This window comes from Azotobacter vinelandii CA, assembly GCF_000380335.1.
Classification (GTDB): domain Bacteria; phylum Pseudomonadota; class Gammaproteobacteria; order Pseudomonadales; family Pseudomonadaceae; genus Azotobacter; species Azotobacter vinelandii.
In genome coordinates this window covers 558519-577714 of sequence record NC_021149.1, presented here as the reverse complement: position 1 = coordinate 577714, position 19196 = coordinate 558519, and the positions used below count along the sequence as shown (strand labels likewise).

General features: G+C 66.4%; 16 protein-coding genes. 8 read left to right on the top strand and 8 right to left on the bottom strand.

Annotated features, from left to right (window positions below; translation table 11 throughout):
• Window positions 1-147: 147 nt before the first annotated feature.
• Both rarD and dsbG read left to right on the top strand, forming a co-directional pair.
• Window positions 148-1044 (top strand): EamA family transporter RarD, encoded by an 897-nt coding sequence (gene rarD, locus AVCA_RS02730; protein ID WP_012699276.1) that lies wholly within the window; start codon window positions 148-150, stop codon window positions 1042-1044.
• Window positions 1045-1308: 264 nt separating this feature from the next.
• Window positions 1309-2082 carry a thiol:disulfide interchange protein DsbG gene (dsbG, locus tag AVCA_RS02725; RefSeq protein WP_012699275.1) on the top strand — a complete coding sequence of 258 codons (774 nt, stop codon included), beginning with the start codon at window positions 1309-1311 and terminating at the stop codon, window positions 2080-2082.
• Between the two features lie 13 nt (window positions 2083-2095).
• On the opposite strand, the gene AVCA_RS02720 is transcribed toward dsbG, so the two are convergent.
• Window positions 2096-2614 carry a glycine cleavage system transcriptional repressor gene (locus tag AVCA_RS02720; RefSeq protein ID WP_012699274.1) on the bottom strand — a complete coding sequence of 173 codons (519 nt, stop codon included), beginning with the start codon at window positions 2612-2614 and terminating at the stop codon, window positions 2096-2098.
• 303 nt (window positions 2615-2917) lie between these two features.
• Between AVCA_RS02720 and AVCA_RS02715 the strand changes: the two genes are divergently transcribed.
• Window positions 2918-5092, top strand: a complete 2175-nt coding sequence (locus AVCA_RS02715) for a malate synthase G (protein ID WP_012699273.1) — start codon at window positions 2918-2920, stop codon at window positions 5090-5092.
• 254 nt (window positions 5093-5346) lie between these two features.
• Window positions 5347-7284, top strand: coding sequence for a putative nucleotidyltransferase substrate binding domain-containing protein (locus tag AVCA_RS02710; protein WP_012699272.1), 1938 nt, complete (start codon window positions 5347-5349; stop codon window positions 7282-7284).
• A gap of 34 nt (window positions 7285-7318) precedes the next feature.
• On the opposite strand, the gene AVCA_RS02705 is transcribed toward AVCA_RS02710, so the two are convergent.
• Entirely contained in the window at window positions 7319-8464 is a 1146-nt protein-coding gene (locus tag AVCA_RS02705; protein ID WP_012699271.1) for an RNA-guided endonuclease InsQ/TnpB family protein, read from the bottom strand.
• A 132-nt stretch (window positions 8465-8596) separates the two neighbouring features.
• On the opposite strand from AVCA_RS02705, the gene AVCA_RS02700 reads away from it, so the two are divergent.
• Window positions 8597-9319, top strand: a complete 723-nt coding sequence (locus tag AVCA_RS02700) for a 3'-5' exonuclease (RefSeq protein ID WP_012699270.1) — start codon at window positions 8597-8599, stop codon at window positions 9317-9319.
• Between the two features lie 219 nt (window positions 9320-9538).
• Here the strand turns inward: AVCA_RS02700 and katG are convergent, their stop codons facing one another.
• Together katG and AVCA_RS02690 are read right to left on the bottom strand one after the other, a co-directional pair.
• Window positions 9539-11737, bottom strand: coding sequence for a catalase/peroxidase HPI (katG, locus tag AVCA_RS02695; RefSeq protein ID WP_012699269.1), 2199 nt, complete (start codon window positions 11735-11737; stop codon window positions 9539-9541).
• Window positions 11738-11814: 77 nt separating this feature from the next.
• Window positions 11815-12063, bottom strand: coding sequence for a hypothetical protein (locus tag AVCA_RS02690; protein ID WP_012699268.1), 249 nt, complete (start codon window positions 12061-12063; stop codon window positions 11815-11817).
• A 324-nt stretch (window positions 12064-12387) separates the two neighbouring features.
• Here AVCA_RS02690 and AVCA_RS02685 point away from each other — a divergent pair, with 324 nt between their 5' ends.
• Window positions 12388-13275 carry an acyltransferase gene (locus AVCA_RS02685; protein ID WP_012699267.1) on the top strand — a complete coding sequence of 296 codons (888 nt, stop codon included), beginning with the start codon at window positions 12388-12390 and terminating at the stop codon, window positions 13273-13275.
• Between the two features lie 52 nt (window positions 13276-13327).
• On the opposite strand, the gene AVCA_RS02680 is transcribed toward AVCA_RS02685, so the two are convergent.
• The gene (locus AVCA_RS02680) at window positions 13328-14305 is read right to left on the bottom strand and encodes a Bug family tripartite tricarboxylate transporter substrate binding protein (protein WP_012699266.1); all 978 of its coding nucleotides are present in this window, start codon (window positions 14303-14305) and stop codon (window positions 13328-13330) included.
• Window positions 14306-14618: 313 nt separating this feature from the next.
• The gene (locus AVCA_RS02675) at window positions 14619-16037 is read right to left on the bottom strand and encodes an MFS transporter (protein ID WP_012699265.1); all 1419 of its coding nucleotides are present in this window, start codon (window positions 16035-16037) and stop codon (window positions 14619-14621) included.
• Here AVCA_RS02675 and AVCA_RS26300 point away from each other — a divergent pair.
• Window positions 15955-16260: a hypothetical protein gene (locus tag AVCA_RS26300; RefSeq protein ID WP_175555935.1), complete on the top strand. Its 306-nt coding sequence runs from the start codon at window positions 15955-15957 to the stop codon at window positions 16258-16260. The two genes, AVCA_RS02675 and AVCA_RS26300, sit on opposite strands and share 83 nt — an antisense overlap.
• Before the next feature lie 191 nt (window positions 16261-16451).
• On the opposite strand, the gene AVCA_RS02670 is transcribed toward AVCA_RS26300, so the two are convergent.
• Window positions 16452-17192, bottom strand: coding sequence for a TraX family protein (locus AVCA_RS02670; protein ID WP_012699264.1), 741 nt, complete (start codon window positions 17190-17192; stop codon window positions 16452-16454).
• A 26-nt stretch (window positions 17193-17218) separates the two neighbouring features.
• Window positions 17219-17524 carry a hypothetical protein gene (locus tag AVCA_RS02665; RefSeq protein ID WP_012699263.1) on the bottom strand — a complete coding sequence of 102 codons (306 nt, stop codon included), beginning with the start codon at window positions 17522-17524 and terminating at the stop codon, window positions 17219-17221.
• 170 nt (window positions 17525-17694) lie between these two features.
• Here AVCA_RS02665 and mdtD point away from each other — a divergent pair, with 170 nt between their 5' ends.
• Window positions 17695-19116: a multidrug transporter subunit MdtD gene (gene mdtD, locus AVCA_RS02660; protein WP_012699261.1), complete on the top strand. Its 1422-nt coding sequence runs from the start codon at window positions 17695-17697 to the stop codon at window positions 19114-19116.
• Window positions 19117-19196: the final 80 nt, after the last annotated feature.

Here is a 19196-nt window from a genome sequence, read left to right as displayed (position 1 = left end):
GCTCCAGGGTTCGTGGGTTCCGACCATGGCATTGAACGGGGAAGGCCGGGCGGACCCACTCCGGAAAAACGCTGCACGAAACGGACAGACGTCCCCACGTCCCGCCCCTAGAATCGGCGACCTCGCCAATCGCCGCAGGATCACTGCATGCATGCCGCCAACCCGCGCCGCGGGTATCTCCTGGGCCTCACCGCCTACGGGCTCTGGGGTCTGTTCCCGCTCTACTTCAAGATCCTGGAAAACATCCCCGCCGGGGAAATCCTAGTCCATCGGGTGCTCTGGTCGGCCCTCTGCGGGCTGCTCCTGCTGCAGCTCTGGCGGCATCCGGGCTGGTGGCGGGAGCTGCGCGACAATCCCCGGCTCCTCGCCGTGCTCGCCGGCAGCGGCCTGCTGATCGCCTGCAACTGGCTGCTCTACGTCTGGGCGGTGAACAACGGACGCATGCTGGAGACCAGCCTGGGCTACTACATCAACCCGCTGGTCAACGTCCTGCTCGGCCTGCTGCTGCTCGGCGAACGCCTGCGCCCGCTGCAATGGCTGGCGGTGGGCCTGGCGGCCCTCGGCGTGCTACAGCAACTCTGGCAGCTCGGCAGCCTGCCGTGGATCTCGCTGGCGCTGGCGCTCTCCTTCGGCTTCTACGGACTGATCCGCAAGCGGGCGCCGGTCGCCGCGCTGCCTGGCCTGGTGGTGGAGACCTGGCTGCTGCTGCCGCCAGCCCTCGGCTGGCTATGGCTGCATCCGGACGCCGGCAGCGCCCAGGGCGCCTTCTGGAGCACACCGCAGGCGCTCTGGCTGGCCATGGCCGGCCCGGTCACCCTGGTGCCGCTGCTCTGCTTCAATGCCGCCGCGCGGCATCTGCCCTATGCAACCCTCGGCTTCCTGCAATACCTGGCGCCGACCCTGGTGCTGCTGCTCGCGGTATTCGTCTACGGCGAGCCGCTGGAGCCGGGCAAGCTGGCGGCCTTCGTCTGCATCTGGCTGGGCCTGGCGGTCTACAGCCTGGACATCTGGCGCCACCTGCAACGACCGCCCGCCACGCCATGAACCTGTACGTTTTTCGCGCAAACCGCCGCGGACCAGGCGCCATCGGCCCTGCAGCGAGTCGTCCCAAGCTTATCCACAGAGACGTTCACGCCCGCTGTGCACAAGGGCGAAAAGCTGCTCATTTTTTGCCCATTCCCCGGCAAACCCCATTCCGCCTGGCACGGCAGCCGGGCTCCCCAGGTTATCCACAGCACTGTCCAGCCGATCTGGGGATTGCTTGCCCGCACATTCTTTTCCACATTCTCCCGCACGAGGACACCAGCCATGATGCGTTTCGAGCGCCTTCCCCTCCTGCTGGCCGGCCTGGGCCTGCTGGGCCTGTCGGCGGCGGCCAGCCGCGCCGAGGAACTGCCGGCGCCGATCCAGGCGGCCAAGGCCCGCGGCGCCGAGATCATCGGTACCTTCGAGGCACCGGGCGGCCTGAAGGGCTACGCGGCCCGCTACGACGGCCAGGGCATGGCGCTCTACCTGACTCCCGACGGCCAGCACGTGCTGATCGGCAACCTGCTCGACGCCCGGGGCCAGGACCTGACCGGGCCGCGACTGGAAGAACTGGTCTACGCACCGCTGGGCAAGGAGATGTGGGCACGCATGGAGCGCAGCGGCTGGATCGCCGACGGCAGCGCCGCGGCGCCGCGCATCGTCTACCTGTTCTCCGATCCGAATTGTCCCTACTGCACCCGGTTCTGGCAGCAGGCCCGCCCCTGGGTCGAGGCCGGCAAGGTGCAATTGCGCCACATCATGGTCGGCATCCTGCGCGCCGACAGCGCCGGCAAGGCCGCCGCGCTGCTCGCGGCCGAACGGCCGGAACAGGCGCTGCACGAGCATGAAAGCGCCGGCAAGGCCAGCACGCTCGAGGCACTGGCGGAAATCCCGCCGCGGATCGGCGAGCGCCTGGAAGACAACCTCGAACTGATGAATGCCCTGGGCGCGATGGCGACTCCGGCGATCTTCTACCTGGACGCACGCGACCGTCTGCAGCAACAGCAGGGCGCCCCGGACGCAGCGGCGCTGGCGCAGATCATGGGGCCACGGTAGCCCGCGGGTCGGGCTAATCCTCCGGACGCAGGATCAGCTCCACCATCAGATCGTCGGCCAGGGTTTCCAGGCGGCGCTGCAACTGCTCCAGCGACAGCTCCATCGGTACCGCCAACTGGGCCTGGGCGTGGAACAGCGTCTCGCTGCTCATCGGCGCCGGCGCCACCTCGGTGTCCAGGCTTTCCAGGTTGACGCCGTGCTCGGCGAGCAGGCGGGTGATGTCGCGCACGATGCCGGGGCGGTCGTTGCCGACCAGCTCCAGTTGGACCGGGCGCCAGGCGCTGGCCGGCTCGTCGCCGCTCGGCGCCAGCAACACGCGGATGCCCTGGCTCTCCAGGTCGTGCAACGCGGCGGCGAGATCGCCATGGGCCGTCTCGGGCACGGCCACCCGCAGAATCCCGGCGAACTGCCCGGCCATGCGCGCCATGCGGCTTTCCAGCCAGTTGCCGCCATGCCCGGCGATGCACTGGGCGATCTGCTCCACCAGTCCCGGCTTGTCCCGGGCTATTACCGTCAGTACCAGATGCTCCACAGTCGTCTCCTTCTGCTGGCGAATCCGCGTCCCGTCTCGGTTGGCGGCGGACGCGCCGGGCTGCCAGACTCGTTTTCCGAAGAGGGTGGCCAAGGCGAACGAGGCATTCCCCGAAGTATAGGCACGACGGCGCCTCGCGGCCGTTTCGCACGAGCGCCGCACTTCCCCGTCTGACTTTCGTCGTAGGTCGCGCAGCAACACAGCTTTCCCCGCGGCCTTTATGTAGTATGCTGCGCAACGCACTACAAAACGAACGGGCGCCGTCCCGGTGCGATCCGGAATCCAACAGAAAACGAGGCAAACATGACCGAGCGCGTTCAAGTCGGCGGCCTGCAAGTCGCCAAAGTCCTGTATGACTTCATCAATGCCGAAGCCGTCCCCGGCACCGGCGTCGATGTCGCCGCCTTCTGGGCCGGCGCCGCCGATGTCATCCACGACCTGGCGCCGAAGAACCGCGCCCTGCTGGCCAAGCGCGACGAACTGCAGGCGAAGATCGACGCCTGGCACCGGGCCCGTGCCGGCCAGGGCCACGACGCCGTGGCCTACAAGACCTTCCTGCAGGAGATCGGCTACCTGTTGCCGGAACCCGAGGATTTCGCCGCCACCACCGAGAACGTCGACGACGAGATCGCCCGCATGGCCGGTCCGCAACTGGTGGTGCCGATCATGAACGCGCGTTTCGCCCTGAACGCCGCCAACGCCCGCTGGGGCTCGCTGTACGACGCGCTGTACGGCACCGACGCGATCCCCGAAGCGGGTGGCGCCGAGAAAGTCCAAGGCTACAACAAGGTTCGCGGCGACAAGGTCATCGCCCTCGCCCGCGCCTTCCTCGACGAGGCCGCACCGCTGGAAGGCACCTCCCATGCCGCCGCCACCGGCTATCGCATCGACGGCGGCAAGCTGGTCGTCGCCCTCGAAGGCGGCAGCGCCACCGGCCTGAAGAACCCGGCCCAACTGGTCGGCTTCCAGGGCGAGGCGGCCGCGCCCAAGGCCGTGCTGCTCAAGCACAACGGCATCCACTTCGAGATCCAGATCGACCCGCAGAGCCCGATCGGCAAGACCGACGCCGCCGGCGTGAAGGACGTGCTGATGGAGGCCGCCCTGACCACCATCATGGACTGCGAGGACTCGGTGGCCGCCGTCGACGCCGACGACAAGGTCATCGCCTACCGGAACTGGCTGGGCCTGATGAAGGGCGACCTGGCCGAGCAGGTCAGCAAGGGCGGCAGCACCTTCACCCGCACCATGAACCCGGACCGCGAGTACACCGCGGCGGGCGGCGGCGCCCTGACCCTGCACGGTCGCTCCCTGCTGTTCGTGCGCAACGTCGGCCACCTGATGACCAACGACGCGATCCTCGACAAGGACGGCAACGAAGTGCCGGAAGGCATCCAGGACGCGCTGTTCACCGGCCTGATCGCCCTGCACGACCTCAAGGGCGACACCAGCCGCCGGAACAGCCGCGCCGGCTCCGTGTACATCGTCAAGCCGAAGATGCACGGCCCCGAGGAAGTCGCCTTCACCAACGAGCTGTTCGGCCGCGTCGAGGGCGTCCTCGGCCTGACCCGCAATACCCTCAAGGTCGGCATCATGGACGAGGAGCGCCGCACCACGGTCAACCTCAAGGCCTGCATCAAGGCCGCCCGCGAGCGCGTGGTGTTCATCAACACCGGCTTCCTCGACCGCACCGGCGACGAACTACACACATCCATGGAAGCCGGCCCGATGATCCGCAAGGGCGAGATGAAAAACGCCACCTGGATCAAGGCCTACGAGAACTGGAACGTCGACATCGGCCTGGCCACCGGCCTGTCCGGCCGCGCGCAGATCGGCAAGGGCATGTGGGCCATGCCCGATCTGATGGCCGCCATGCTCGAGCAGAAGATCGGCCATCCGCTGGCCGGCGCCAACACCGCCTGGGTACCGTCGCCGACCGCCGCCACCCTGCACGCCCTGCACTACCACAAGGTCGACGTGTTCGCCCGCCAGCGGGAGCTGGCCAAGCGCAAGCGCGCCTCGCTGGACGACATCCTGAGCATCCCGCTGGCGCCGAACACCGACTGGAGCGCCGCCGAGATCCAGCAGGAGCTGGACAACAACGCCCAGGGCATCCTCGGCTACGTGGTGCGCTGGATCGACCAGGGCGTCGGCTGCTCCAAGGTCCCGGACATCAACGACATCGGCCTGATGGAAGACCGCGCCACCCTGCGTATCTCCAGCCAGCACATCGCCAACTGGCTGCGCCACGGCGTGTGCAGCCTCGAGCAGGTGATGGAAACCTTCAAGCGCATGGCCCTGGTGGTGGACCGCCAGAACGCCGGCGACCCGCTGTACCGTCCGATGGCGCCGGACTTCGACGGCGTCGCCTTCCAGGCCGCCGTCGAGCTGTGCGTCGAAGGCACCAGGCAGCCCAACGGCTACACCGAGCCGGTGCTGCACCGCCGCCGCCGCGAATTCAAGGCCAAGAACGCTCTCTGAACCCCTCCGGCAGGGATGCCGACCCGGAGCGCCGACCGGCGCTCCACCCCGCGCCGCGCACCCGGCCTGCTGTTTCCCCGGCAGACCGGGTGCGCGGCGCACTCTTTTCTGCCTGCGGATGCGCCGCAAGGCCCGCCGGAAAAGCACGCTTTCCCTGTCCGCCGTCAATCCGCGCGGCACGCTCCACGGCGCCGCGCCCACCGCTCGCGTGTCAGAATCGAAGGTGGACATCCAGCCCGCCAGGAGAACAACCGATGAGCAAGACGGACGCTTTCGCCGAAGCCGGCAAGACCGCAGTCATGCAGAACATCCAGGGCACCATGCAGTTCCTCCTCCAGTTCCCGCCGTTCGACCAGATGGAAAGCGGCCATCTGGCCTATCTGGTGGAACATTGCCGGCTGCGCTTCTACGCGGCGGGCGACTCCATCGTCAAGCCGGCGGACGGGCGGGTCGAGCACCTGCACATCGTCAAGCAGGGCCATGTCCTCGGCCAGCGTCCCAGCCTCTCCGGCAACGGCATCGACACCACCATGGAGATCGCTCCGGGCGAATGCTTCCCGATGGCGGCGATGGTCGGCGAGCGGCCGACCCGCACCGACTACATCGCCGCCGAGGACAGCTTCTGCCTGCTCCTCGAACGCCAGGCCTTCGCCAGGCTGCTGACCGACTCCGACCCGTTCCGCGACTTCGCCCTGCGCGGAGTCAGCAGCCTGCTCGACCTGGTCAACCAGCAGGTCCAGCTCAAGGCCGCGAAAACCCTCGGCGCGCAGTACTCGCTGGATACCCGCCTCGGCGAACTGACCGCGCGCCGCCCGGTCTTCTGCACCGGCGGCACCAGCCTGCGCGAGGCGGTGCGGCTGATGAACGAGCACCAGGTCGGCAGCCTGGTGATGGTCGATGCGGCCGAGTTCCCGGTCGGCATCTTCACCCTGCGCGACCTGCGCCAGGTGATCGCCGAGGGTAGCGGCGACCTCGAACAGCCGCTGGACGAACTGATGGTCCGCGACCCGGCCCGCCTGCCGCCCTCGGCCACCGCCTTCGACGCCGCGCTGACCATGACCCGGCGGCACATCGCGCACATCTGCGTGGTGGAGAACGACCGCCTGGTGGGGGTGATCTCCGAGCGCGACCTGTTCTCCCTGCAGCGCGTCGACCTGGTGCACCTGGCGCGCACCATCAGCAGCGCCGGCAGCGTGGCCGCCCTGGCCGCCCTGCGCGGCGACATCGCCCGGCTGATCGACCACATGCTCGCCCACGGTGCCAGCCCGGCGCAGTTGACCCATATCATCACCCAACTCAACGACCACACCGTGAGCCGGGTGATCGAGCTGATGCTGGAAAAGCACGGCGATCCGGGCGTGCCCTTCACCTGGCTGGCGTTCGGCAGCGAGGGGCGTCGCGAGCAGACGCTGCACACCGACCAGGACAACGGCATCCTCTTCGAGGCAGCCGGCCAGGCCGAGGCCGAGACCATCCGCCAGCGCCTGCTGCCGCTGGCCCGCGAGATCAACCTGGCGCTGGATGCGTGCGGCTTCAGCCTGTGCAAGGGCAACGTCATGGCCGGCAACCCCGAACTCTGCCTGTCGCGCCAGGAGTGGCTGCGTCGCTTCGGCGGCATCATCCAGTCGCCGAGCGCCGAGAACCTGCTGCGCTCGACCATCTTCTTCGACCTGCGCCCGGTCTGGGGGCCGACCCGACACTGCCGCGAGCTGCTCGACGACCTGCTGGAAATGATCGCCGACAACGCCCTGTTCCAGCGCATGATGGCCGCCAACGCCATGCAGCATCGACCGCCGATCGGCCGCTTCCTGCGCGACTTCGTGGTGGCCAGCCACGGCGCCGAGAAGGACACCCTGGACCTCAAGGTGGAAGGCCTGACGCCCTTCGTCGACGGCGCGCGCATCCTCGCCCTGGCCAACGGCATCCACGACAGCAACACCCTCGAACGCTTCCGGCAACTGGCGGCCAGGGGGGTGATCGATCCCAAGGACGCGGCATCCTACGAGGAGGCCTACCACTTCATCCAACTGATGCGCATGCAGCACCACCAACGCCAGCAGCACGAAGGCCGCCCGCTCGGCAACCGCCTCGACCCCGATACCCTCAACAGCCTCGACCAGCGCATACTGCGGGAGTCCTTCCGCCAGGCGCAGCGCCTGCAGAGCCGACTGAGCGTGCGATACCAGCTTTGACTGCTCCCCTCCCTGAAGGAAGGGGATTCCCAATTCACTGAGAACAGGACACGGATACTTGACCCATGCCGCTTACGTTCTCTCCAAGGGCTAACACCGCCAGCCCGGCGGCTTTAATGTTGATCGCGGCGTTCACGTCGCGGTCATGCTCGGTTCCGCATTCCGGGCAACTCCAGCGGCGAACATCCAGCGGCAGGCGCTCAAGGATATGCCCGCAGCAGGCACAGCGTTTCGAGCAGGGATACCAGCGGTCGATCTGGACGATCTGCCGACCGGCCCATTCACCTTTGTACTGGATCTGGCGCGTCAATTCGCCCCATCCCGCATCGGCAATGGCTTTGCTCAGTTTCGGATTGCGGATCATATTCTTCACGGCAAGGGTTTCAGCGCAGACCACTTGGTTCTCGTTAATCAGTCTGCGGGACAGCTTGTGCAAGCTGTCCGCTCGGCAATCGGAAATTTTGGCGTGAATACGGGCCACTTTCAGTCGGGCCTTGGCGCGGTTCTCCGAGCCGAGTTTCTTCTTGCTCAGTCGACGCTGTGCCCTAGCCAGACGGGTGGCGTATTTGGCCGTATGGCGGGGATTGCCGATCCGTTCGCCCTCGCTGGTGACGAACAGGTCTTTGATGCCCATGTCGATGCCGATCGTCTTCGGCGTGACGGGCAGTGCCTCGGGTTCGAACTCGCACAGGCAGGAGACGAAGTACCGCCCTGCAGAGTCCCGGGAAATCGTGACCGTGGAAGGCTCACCAGGAAGTGGCCGACTCCAGCGGATCGCCAGGGGCTCGTCGCACTTGGCCAGGAACAGCTTGCCGTCTCGGTAGCGGAAGGCCGAGCTGGTGAACTCGGCGGACTGCCGGTGCCGTTTCTTCTTGAAGACCGGGTACTTCGCTCGACCCTCGAAAAAGTTCTTGAACGCAGCCTGCTGGTGGCGAAGGCACTGCTGCAATGGCACCGCACTGACTTCATTGAGAAAAGCCAGCTCCGGTTGCTTCTTGAGCGCGGTCAGGCGACTGCTGGCCGCCGTATAGCCGATCTTCTTCTGCTCCTGGTAGAAGGCATCGGTACGCCAGCGCAGGATGCGATTGTAGACGGAACGCACGCAACCGAACGTCCTGGCAAGCAGTTCTGCTTGTTCTGGAGTCGGGTAGAAGCGGTACTTGTAGGCGCGTTTTGTCATGTCTCACAAAATAATCAAATTAATGTAAAGATAGCAACCACCTGAGAAGGAGGCAGCGAGAACAGGGGCGCCCTGCGGGCGCCGCGCTATCCCTCCCCGCACTCAAAGTACGGGGGTTCTCGCGCAAATCGGATGAATCCGTTCGCCTTCCTGTCTTCCCTGGGCATCGACAGGCCGCCGCTCGACGACGACCAGCGGCGCCGCCTGCGCCGCCTGCCGACGGCGCCGCACCTGGACAGCCGCCCGCTGCACGCCCAGCGTTTCGTGGTGCTCGACCTGGAGACCACCGGCCTCAACGTCGAGCGCGACGTCGTCCTGTCGATCGGCGCCGTGCTCATCGAGAACGACGCCATCGACCTCTCCCGGCAGTTCGAGTGCACCCTGCGGCGGCGCCTGAAAAGCGTGACCGAAAGCGTGCTGATCCACGGTATCGCGCCCAGCGCCCTGGCCGTCGGCACCGCGCCGGCCGAAGCCTTGCTGCGCTTCATGGAATATGCCGGCGACTGCGTGTTCCTCGCCTTCCACGCCCCCTTCGACCAGCGCATGCTGGGCCGCGCGCTGAAGGACGAGCTGGGCTACAGGCTGCGCCACCCCTTCCTCGACGTCGCCGATCTCGCACCCATGCTGTTCCCCGAGGCCCTCGTCCATCCGGGCGGCCTGGACCAGTGGATACAGTATTTCGGCCTGGACATGTCCCGGCGCCACCACGCTGCGGCCGACGCCCTGGCCACCGCCGAAATCGCCCTGATCCTGTTCAACCGCGCCCGGCGCACGGGCCTCGACAACATGGCCGAACTGGGCGAGCGGGCCGCCCGCTGGCAGCGGGCGCGCCGCGCAGTCCAGCACTCGCTTTGAATCTCGGCCCGGCGCCACGCGAGGGGGGACAGCCCCGCACACGGGGAAAGGATCGAAGGGAGGGTTTCGCGAGGGGAGCCGGCCGGCCCGATCGCGGATGAATCCGCTCCCGCCGGAGGGAAGCGCGAGCCCGCAGGGGCGGACTCGTCCGCGATCGATGCTGTACCCGGCGGACGCCCGAGACCGGGGCGCGGGAAAACCCCGCCCCCGTCGGCAGGATCAGGCGAGGTCGAACCGGTCGAGGTTCATCACCTTGGTCCAGGCGGCCACGAAGTCCTCGACGAACTTCTTCTGCGCGTCCGCACTGGCATAGACCTCGGCCAGGGCCCGCAGTTGGGAGTTCGAGCCGAAGACCAGATCGACGCGCGTGCCGGTCCACCTGGGTTCGCCCGTCTTGCGGTCGCGCCCTTCGAACAGGTCCTTGTCCTCCGAGAGCGCCTTCCACTCCGTACCCATGTCGAGCAGGTTCACGAAGAAGTCGTTGCTCAGCGTCCCCGGCGTCCCGGTGAAGACGCCGTGCCGGGTCTGGCCGAAGTTGCTGTCCAGCACGCGCAGGCCGCCGATGAGCGCCGTCAGCTCGGGCGCCGTCAGGGTCAGCAATTGCGCCTTGTCGATCAGCAGGTGCTCGGCCGGCACGACGTAGCGGCCCTTGAGGTAATTGCGGAAGCCGTCCGCGACCGGCTCCATCACGGCGAAGGAATGCACATCGGTCTGCTCCTGCGCGGCGTCCGTGCGGCCCGGGGCGAAGGGAACCGTCACATCGAAGCCGGCGCTCTTCGCCGCCTGCTCGACGGCCGCGCCGCCGGCCAGCACAATCAGGTCGGCGAGCGAGACCTTCTTGCCGCCGGGCGCGGAGCCGTTGAACTCGGCCTGGATGCCTTCCAGGGTGTTCAGCACCTTCGCCAGTCGCTCGGGCTGGTTGACTTCCCAATCCTTCTGCGGCGCCAGGCGGATGCGCGCGCCGTTCGCGCCGCCGCGCTTGTCCGAGCCACGGAAGGTGGATGCCGAGGCCCAGGCGGTCGATACCAGCTCGGAAACCGACAGGCCCGACGCCAGCACCCTGGTCTTGAGGGCGGCGATGTCCTGCGCGTCGATCAGGGGATGATCGAGCGCCGGAACGGGGTCCTGCCAGATCAGTTCCTCGGCCGGCACTTCCGGGCCCAGGTAACGGGCGCGCGGGCCCATGTCGCGGTGGGTCAGCTTGAACCAGGCGCGGGCAAAGGCATCGGCGAACTCGTCCGGATTCTCGTAGAAGCGCCGGGCGATCTTCTCGTAGGCGGGATCGAAGCGCAGGGCCAGGTCGGTGGTCAGCATGGTCGGCAGCAGCTTCTTCGACGGATCGTGGGCATGCGGGATCGATGCGCCGGCCCCCTTGGCGACCCACTGGTGCGCGCCGGCCGGACTCTTGGTCAGCTCCCATTCGTAGCCGAACAGGTTCCAGAAAAAGTTGTTGCTCCATCTGGTCGGGGTGGAAGTCCAGGTGACCTCCAGGCCGCTGGTGATGGTATCGGCACCCTTGCCGCTGCCGAAGCTGTTCCTCCAGCCCAGGCCCTGCGCTTCGAGATCGGCCGCTTCCGGATCGGCCCCCACATGCGACACATCGCCAGCGCCGTGGGTCTTGCCGAAGGTGTGGCCGCCGGCGATCAGGGCGACGGTCTCCTCGTCGTTCATCGCCATGCGGGCGAAGGTTTCGCGGATGTCCCTGGCGGCGGCGAGCGGATCGGGGTTGCCGTCCGGGCCTTCCGGGTTGACGTAGATCAGGCCCATCTGCACGGCGGCCAGCGGATTCTCCAGATCGCGGTCGCCGGAGTAACGGCTGTTGGGCTTGTCGCTGGTGGCCAGCCAGGTGGTTTCCCGGCCCCAGTAGACGTCCTGGTCCGGCTCCCACACGTCCTCGCGCCCGCCGGCGAAACCGAAGGTCTTGAAGCCCATCGACTCCAGGGCGACGTTGCCGGTGAGGATGATCAGGTCGGCCCAGGAAATCTTGCGGCCGTACTTCTGCTTGATCGGCCAGATCAGGCGGCGCGCCTTGTCGAGACTCACGTTGTCGGGCCAACTGTTGAGCGGAGCGAAGCGCTGCTGGCCGCGTCCCGCGCCACCGCGGCCGTCGCCGACGCGGTAGGTGCCGGCGCTGTGCCAGGCCATGCGGATGAACAAGGGGCCGTACTGCCCGAAGTCCGCCGGCCACCAGTCCTGCGAGTCGGTCATCAGCGTGCGCAGATCCTGCTTCACGGCTTCCAGGTCGAGGCCCTTGAACTCTTCGGCGTAGTCGAATCCCTCGTCCATGGGATTGGACTTGGAGGAGTGCTGGTGCAGCAGATCCAGTCGCAACTGATTCGGCCACCAGTCACGGTTCGAGGTTCCGCCGCCGACGGCGTGGTTGAATGGGCACTTTGTTTCGCTTTTTTCACTGCTCATGGTGTTACTCCTTTGTTTACCCACACGCTGTGTTTTATAGGAAAACCGACCAATGGTCGATCAACTGTATGACGGCCTCATGAGGCCTTGCAGCGTTCAGCGGCCCTGCCCGGCGGGCTGGAGCCGAGCAACGACGAATAGGGGCGTCGAACCGAAGACCGGCGCCCGAAGGCACCGGCCTTCTGCCGCGGCTCGACCGCCCGGTGGGCGATGGCCGCCTCGGCAGCGCGCGGGCTGCGGATGTCCTCGATCGGTTCCCGGGTCTGCGCCGGCGGCGTTGCGCTGATCGACGACGCGGCATGGCCCGCGGCCACGTCGAAGAGCATGTCCGGGGCGCCGATGCCCGCCGGGAAATGCCGAAGATGCCACCGCGGCCGCGATTCGCGCCGCCAACGCTTCCCGCTTCTCGCCGATCCCCGCTATCGGCCCGCTCTCGAGCAGATCGAGGGATCGAGACGAAGATCGCCGGAAGCGGTCGACCAGCCCGGCAGCGAGTCACAGATACGAGAGGAAATCCCCGCCGGGAACCCGAGCGGCGAAATCGTCCCGGAACCGCCCTTCCGCCATTCTCCGCCCGTGGAGGCATGCGGATACTGCCAGCCGCCCCGCTTCGCCCTTATGATGCCCGCCCCTGCCGACAAGGATTCTCCATGCGCCCACTGCTCACCGCCCTAGGCGTCCTTCTCCTGCTGCTGATCGACACCCTGCTGATGATCGTCCCGCTGCTACTGCTCGCCCTGCTCAGACTGATCCTGCCCGGCCGGCCCCTGAAGGCGTACTGCGCGCGCGGGGTGATGTGCTGCGCCGAGGGCTGGGTGGAAATCGGCAAGCGCATCTTCGCCCGACTCCTCCCCACCGTCTGGGACGTCCGCGGCAGCGCCGGGCTGCGCCGCGACCGTTCCTACCTGCTGGTGTGCAACCACCAGAGCTGGGTGGACATCCCCACGCTGCTGGAGGCTCTCGGCGGCCGGGTGCCCTTCTTCAAGTTCTTCCTCAAGCGGGAACTGATCTGGATTCCCTTCCTCGGGCTGGCCTTCTGGGCCCTCGACTACCCGTTCATGAAACGTCACTCCAAGGCCTACCTGGAACGCTACCCGGAGAGGCGCGGCGAGGACCTGGAGATCACCCGGCGCGCCTGCGCACGCTTTCGCGGCATCCCGGTGACGCTGGTCAACTATCTGGAAGGCACCCGCTTCACCCCGCTCAAGCACGCCCGCCAGGCCTCACCCTACCGCTACCTGCTGCGCCCCAAGGCCGGCGGCCTGGCCTTCGCCCTGGCCAGCCTCGGCCCGCAACTGGATGCGCTGCTGGACGTCACCCTGGTCTACCCCGGCCGGCGCGTTCCCGGATTCTGGGAGCTGATCAGCGGCCGGGTGGCACGGGTGATCGTCGACATCCAGACCCGCGAACTGGATCCGGCCCTCTGGCAGGACAACTACCAGAGCGACGCGGATTTCCGCCGCTTCGTGCAGGCCTGGGTGAGCCGCCTGTGGGAAGAGAAGGACGAGCGCATCGCCCGGCTGCGCGGCGCGGCGTGAGAGCATCGGCTGGGTCACCCCCGCCCGACCGGGGCTGGAGAGCGAGACCGGCTCAGTGGGTCAGGCCGAAGTCCCGGGCCATTTCCCGGTAGCGGGCGACCTCCCGGTGCACATGGGCCTCCAGCGCGGGGCCGGTCAGAGCGAAGGGCAGCAGTCCGTAGCGCTGACGCAGGCGGGCGAAGTCCTCAGAAGCGAGCAGCCGGTCGAAGGTCTTCCTCCACCAGGCGTAGTCGGCATCGCTCACCTGCGGCCCCATATAGAAGCCGCGTAGCACCGGCCAAACCACGTCGTAGCCCTGCTCGCGGGCGGTCGGGATAGAGGCCATCGCCGGCTCGTCCAGGCGCCGCTCAGCGAACACCGCGAGCAGGCGGACGGCGCCGCTGTTGAGGTGCGGCATGGCGTTGGAAATGTCCGTGCTGGCCACCTGTACATGACCGGCCGCCAGTGCCGTGGCGATTTCCCCGCCGCCTTCCAGGGCGATGTAATGCAGCTCGTGCGGATCGATGCCGGCCTGCCGGACGAGTTGGGCGAGCTGCATCCAGTCCTGGCTGCCGACAGTGCCGCCTGAGCCGACGATCACCGAATCCGGGTCCCTCCGGAGCGCGGCGAGCAGATCGTCGAGGGTCCGGTAGGGCGAATCGGCGCGCACCGCCAGGGCGCCGTAGCTGGTGCCGATCATCGCCAGCCAGCGCACCGCGGTTTCGTCGAAGCGGCCGAACTTGCCCAGAGCGAGGTTGAGCAGCGAGCCGCTGGAGAAGGCCACCAGGGTACCGGGCTCGGCCGATCGTTGGGCGACGACGGCGTTGTAGGCCACCGCGCCGACCCCGCCCGGCATGTAGGAGATATCCATCGGCTGGTGGGTCAGCCCGGCCTCCTGCAGCGCCTGGCGCGTCAGCTTGCAGAGCAGGTCGAAGCCGCCGCCGATCGCCGCGGGGACGATGCATTGCGGCGGTCCGGGCTCGGCGGCCTGGACGCTGCACAACGACAGAGTGGCGGTCGCCAGCAAGGCACGAAGGATTAATGGGGCCATGAGGATCTCCTCCGGTACGGGTCAGGTGCGGGCGCTCGGCCGGGCAGGAACATGGCCGGATGCCGGCAAGCACAGGATATAGAGATGGGCAGCGACGGGGATGGAGCGGACGGGGGAAGACCGAGGCGACCCGGCGGAGCCCGGTGCAGGGCTGGCGCTCATACAGAAGCGCTCGGAATCCATACCTGAAACATTGTCCTTGGCGTTTTTCGCATGGATATCCATCGGATGGAACGCTTGCCGATGCCGAACCGAAGAGAGGGGGGCGACAATCCCTGAAGCCCCCCCGGAGCAGCGCCGCGATCGGCTTGGCTCAGTTCATCAGGGGCCTCGCACTATTCATCCTGGTATTGCGGTAGCCGATAAGCAGAACCAGCATGCAACCAACGGCAGTGAGTGCACAAAGCGGCAACAGAGCTACCGGGAAACTTCCAGTTTCATGCTTCAGGTAGCCGATCAGCGCACTCATGCCGCCCGTACCCAGATGGGCAAGCGTATTGATTGCGGCAATCCCCGCGGCAGACGAGGCCGGCGAAAGCGTTTCAGAGGTCAGCGACCAGAACGGGCCTTTAATGGCGTAATTGCCCATCAACACCAGTGTCAGCAGAATCAGCGTGACGACCAACGAGCCGGTCAGCAGCGTTGCCGCGAAACTGATTGAGGTCAGTGCCAACGGCAGCGCCGTATTCAACACACGCTTGCCACTTTTATCGGTACGAATCCCCCAGAAGATCATGAACGCGGCAGCAATCCCGAATGGGATCATATTGAGCAAGCCGGCCTGCGTATTGGTGAGTTCGAACGACTTCAGGATCTGCGGCATCCACAAGGACAGCGTATTGCTCGTTGCGGAACTGCCCATATACACGAGGGCCAGCAGCCACACATACTTATTCGTCAGAACCGCCTTGATCTTGCCGCCGTGATCATGCTTCCCATCTTGCGCATGCTCTTGGCGCTCGATCACCTCCTTCTTGAGCTGTGCTTCCAGCCACTCTTTTTGTTCGGCGGCAAGCCATTTGGCTTCGGACGGCTTGCTGGGCAAGCAGACCAGTGCCAATAAGCCCAACACGATGGCCGGTATAGCTTCCAACATCAATAGCCACTGCCATCCTTGGAACTGCCAGAAACCGTCAAGTTTCAGCAGGAGTGCCGAAAGTGGGGACCCGAAGAAACTCGAAAGCGGAATCGCAACCATGAAGAACGCAATGATCCTGGCCAGGTAAGCCTTCGGAAACCACTGGGTCAGATACAGGATCACCCCAGGGAAAAAGCCCGCCTCGGCGGCTCCCAGCAGGAATCTGGACACCGAAAAGGAAATAGGCCCGACGACGAAGGCGGACAAGAAGCCAACGAGGCCCCAAGTAATCATGATGCGGGCAATCCAGCGCCGGGCGCCGAATCGCTCCATGGCTATGTTGCTTGGCATTTCAAACAAGACATAAGCCACAAAGAACAGGCTGCTTCCGAAACCGAATACCGAGGCGCTCAGGCCAAGATCTTCGTTCATGGTCAGCGCGGCAAAACCGATATTGACGCGATCCACATAGGCGATGAAATAGCAAAGTACCAAGAAGGGAATCAGGCGAAAGCCCAGCTTCCTCATCGTTTGATATTCTACCGAGTCTTTCGATGGACTGAGATTAGTCATGGCTTTCCTCGTTACCAACTCGCAAGGCATTCGATTTCTCGAGATGCAGCCATTTTCAGACTCCAGAAATGCATGGCGCATGCTTTATCGACGGCCATTGCCCTTCAATAAGGGCGCAGACCGGCGCGCATCGGCCGACGTATCAGCCGAGTTTCCGGAAAATGATCAGCCGCCGCTCGATGGGGCACCAGCTCGAGCAAGTACAGTGCTATGGAGGAAGGAGCGTTTTTGTGCAATGCGTCTGGCACATATAGAGATACCCATTGTTTTTATTCATGACCCGCTATTGGCAATAGCGACTTGAAAGCACACATGGAAAGATTGAACTCTTTCTATCGCGTGTGCTTTTTCGAAAAACTATCACGGGAAGCTTTCAGAGCCCTTTCAAGAAGCTGTCGCTTATTTGCTGTCGCAGTGCCTTGACCAGTGAACTTCACTACCCAGTAAGCAGCTGTTTTTCCTAGAAACATTGCAACGAGTTGATGACTCACTCGATTAACGCAGCCACTCGCGCAGGCCGTAAAGCAGCAGCAAATGCCCCGGATAGAAGGCATAGGCCCAGTGCCGCAGCGGCGGCACCGGAAAGCCGGGCGTCAGTCGCAGCAGAAGCAGCCCCAGAGGCGCAGCGAGGAAACAGGCGAAGACCACCGACAGGGCGAAACGCTGACCGAGCAGCGCATCGACATAGATCGGCGGCCAGTAGTTGGCCACCACCGTCACCCCGGCCGGCAGCAGCCAGCCCCAGCGCGGGCGCCGCAGGGCGAGCAGGAAGGCGGCCGGCAGGAGCACGCCGGCGACGCCGAACATCAGCCGCTCGCCCAGCGTCAGCGCCACGCCCAGGGCGACGATCGCGAGCAGGCGCTCGGCCGGCGAACACGGGCGCACGCCGTTGGCCAGCAGCAGGCCGAGCGCCAGGGTCGGCAGCACGTTGAAGCTGTCCGGCGCGTCGACCAGCAGCCGGTACGGCCATTCGGAGAGCAGGGCGAAAGCCAGCAGCCAGCCGCAATAGCGGGCCAGGGCCGCCCGCCGCAGCGCTTCGGGGCGGGGCCGGGCCAGGTTGACGGCGAGAATCAGGCAGAAGAAGGGAAATGCCAGCCGTCCCGGCACGTACAACCAGATCCGCTGCGGCCAGACCAGGCGCAAGTGGTCGAGCAGCATGCTGGCGAACGCCAGCCACTTGAGCAGATCGAGCGCCGCATCCCGCGCCGCGGGCACCCCGGCGAGCGGCGCCGCCAATCTCAGGACCGCACCGCCGCCGCTCCTCACTGTTGTCGGTTGAGCTGCGACAGACAACCGGTGGAAGTCTTGAGCAGACGCTCATGCATCGGCGCCGGCACCTGCTTCGCGCCCTGCAGTTCGCGCAGTTCGGCGCTGCTGAACTCGGCGGCGACGCGGTCGGCCGAACATTCGCAGTAGCGCCGCGCCGTTCCTTCCTCGTGGCGGGCCTTGGCGCCGGCCAGGCAGTCGCGGATGAACGCCTCGCGGGCGCCGCTGGGCCACTCGCCGGCGACCGCCGGCAGGGCGCCGGCCAGGGTCAGCAGGAAAACGGACAGAGAGAGGGAACGCATCACGAATCTCCTTTTCCTCTTCGGACGAGCCCGCACAAGCGGACCCTTAAGTCATAGAAGGACATCGCCGCTCGCACAAGGCGGGCCGCCCTCGGCCGCCGTGGCGACGCGGTGGGGAAATCTTCGCCGCCAGGCCCTAAACTGCACGGGTATCCCAGCCAGGACACCCCATGCCCACCGCCCTGCCGCTCTCCCCCCGCACCGCCCGCCTGCTGCCCTGGATCATCGCCACCGCCCAATTCATGCCGATGCTCGACGGCACCATCCTCAACACCGCCCTGCCGACGATGGCCAGGGATCTGGCCGAGGACCCGCTGCGCATGCAGTCGGTGGTGATCGCCTACATGCTCAGCGTGGCGGTGCTGATGCCAGCCTCCGGATGGATCTCCGACCGCTTCGGCACCCACCGGGTGTTCCTCGGCTCGATCCTGCTGTTCACCCTCGGCTCGCTGCTCTGCGCGCTCTCCGCTTCGCTGCCGCAACTGGTCGCCGCGCGGGTGCTGCAGGGCTTCGGCGGCGCCCTGATGATGCCGGTGGGACGGCTGGTGGTGCTGCGCGCCTATCCGCGCACGGAACTGGTGCGGGTGCTCAGCTTCGTCACCATGCCGGCGCTGCTCGGCCCGCTGCTCGGCCCGCCCCTCGGCGGCTGGCTGGTGGAGTACGCCAGTTGGCACTGGATCTTCCTGCTCAACCTGCCGGTCGGCCTGTTCGGCTGCCTGGTCGCCGCGCGCCTGATGCCCGATCTGCGCGGGCTGCAGCGGACGCGCTTCGATACGCCGGGCTTCGCGCTGTTCGGCGCCGCCATGCTGCTGATCAGCATCGCCCTGGAAGGCCTCGGCGAATTGCATCTGCCGCACGCCCGGGTCGTGCTGCTGCTGCTCGCCGGCCTGGCCTGCCTGGCCGCCTACTGGCTGCGCGCCGTCTTCGCCGAGGCGCCGCTGTTCTCGCCCGGCCTGTTCCGCACCCACAGCTTCGCCATCGGCGTGCTCGGCAACCTGTTCACCCGCCTGGGCAGCGGCGCCCTGCCCTTCCTCACGCCGCTGCTGCTGCAGCTCGGCCTGGGCTATTCGCCGAGCCAGGCGGGCATGGCGATGATTCCCGTGGCCCTGAGTTCGATGGCCATGAAGCCGCTGGCGCCCCGCCTGATCGAACGTCTCGGTTACCGCCGGGTACTGGTCGGCAACACCCTGCTGATCGGAGCCCTGCTGGCCAGCCTGGCGCTGGTCGACGGCGACACGCCCTATGCGCTCCTGCTCCTGCACCTGGGGCTGATCGGCGCGGTGAATTCCCTGCAGTTCTCGGCGATGAACACCGTCGCCCTGATCGACCTGCCCACCCGCGACGCCAGCAGCGGCAACAGCCTGCTGTCGGTGGTGGTTCAACTGTCCATGAGCCTCGGCGTGGGCATCGGTGCCGCCCTGCTCAACGGTTTCAGTGCCGACGGCGCGGCCCAGGGCGACTCGCTGCTCGCCGCCTTCCAGGGCACCTATGTCTGCGTCGGCCTGCTGGCGATGTTCGGCGCCACCCTGTTCTTCCAGTTGCGCCCCGAGGATGGCCGCCCCGGCTGGCGGCACGACGAATTGGCGGATTAGCGACTGGCGGGATCGAACGTTCCGTTCTTCACTTAGGGTCCAGCCCCTTCCAGGTCTTCGGTCGAACGTCGATCGGCCGC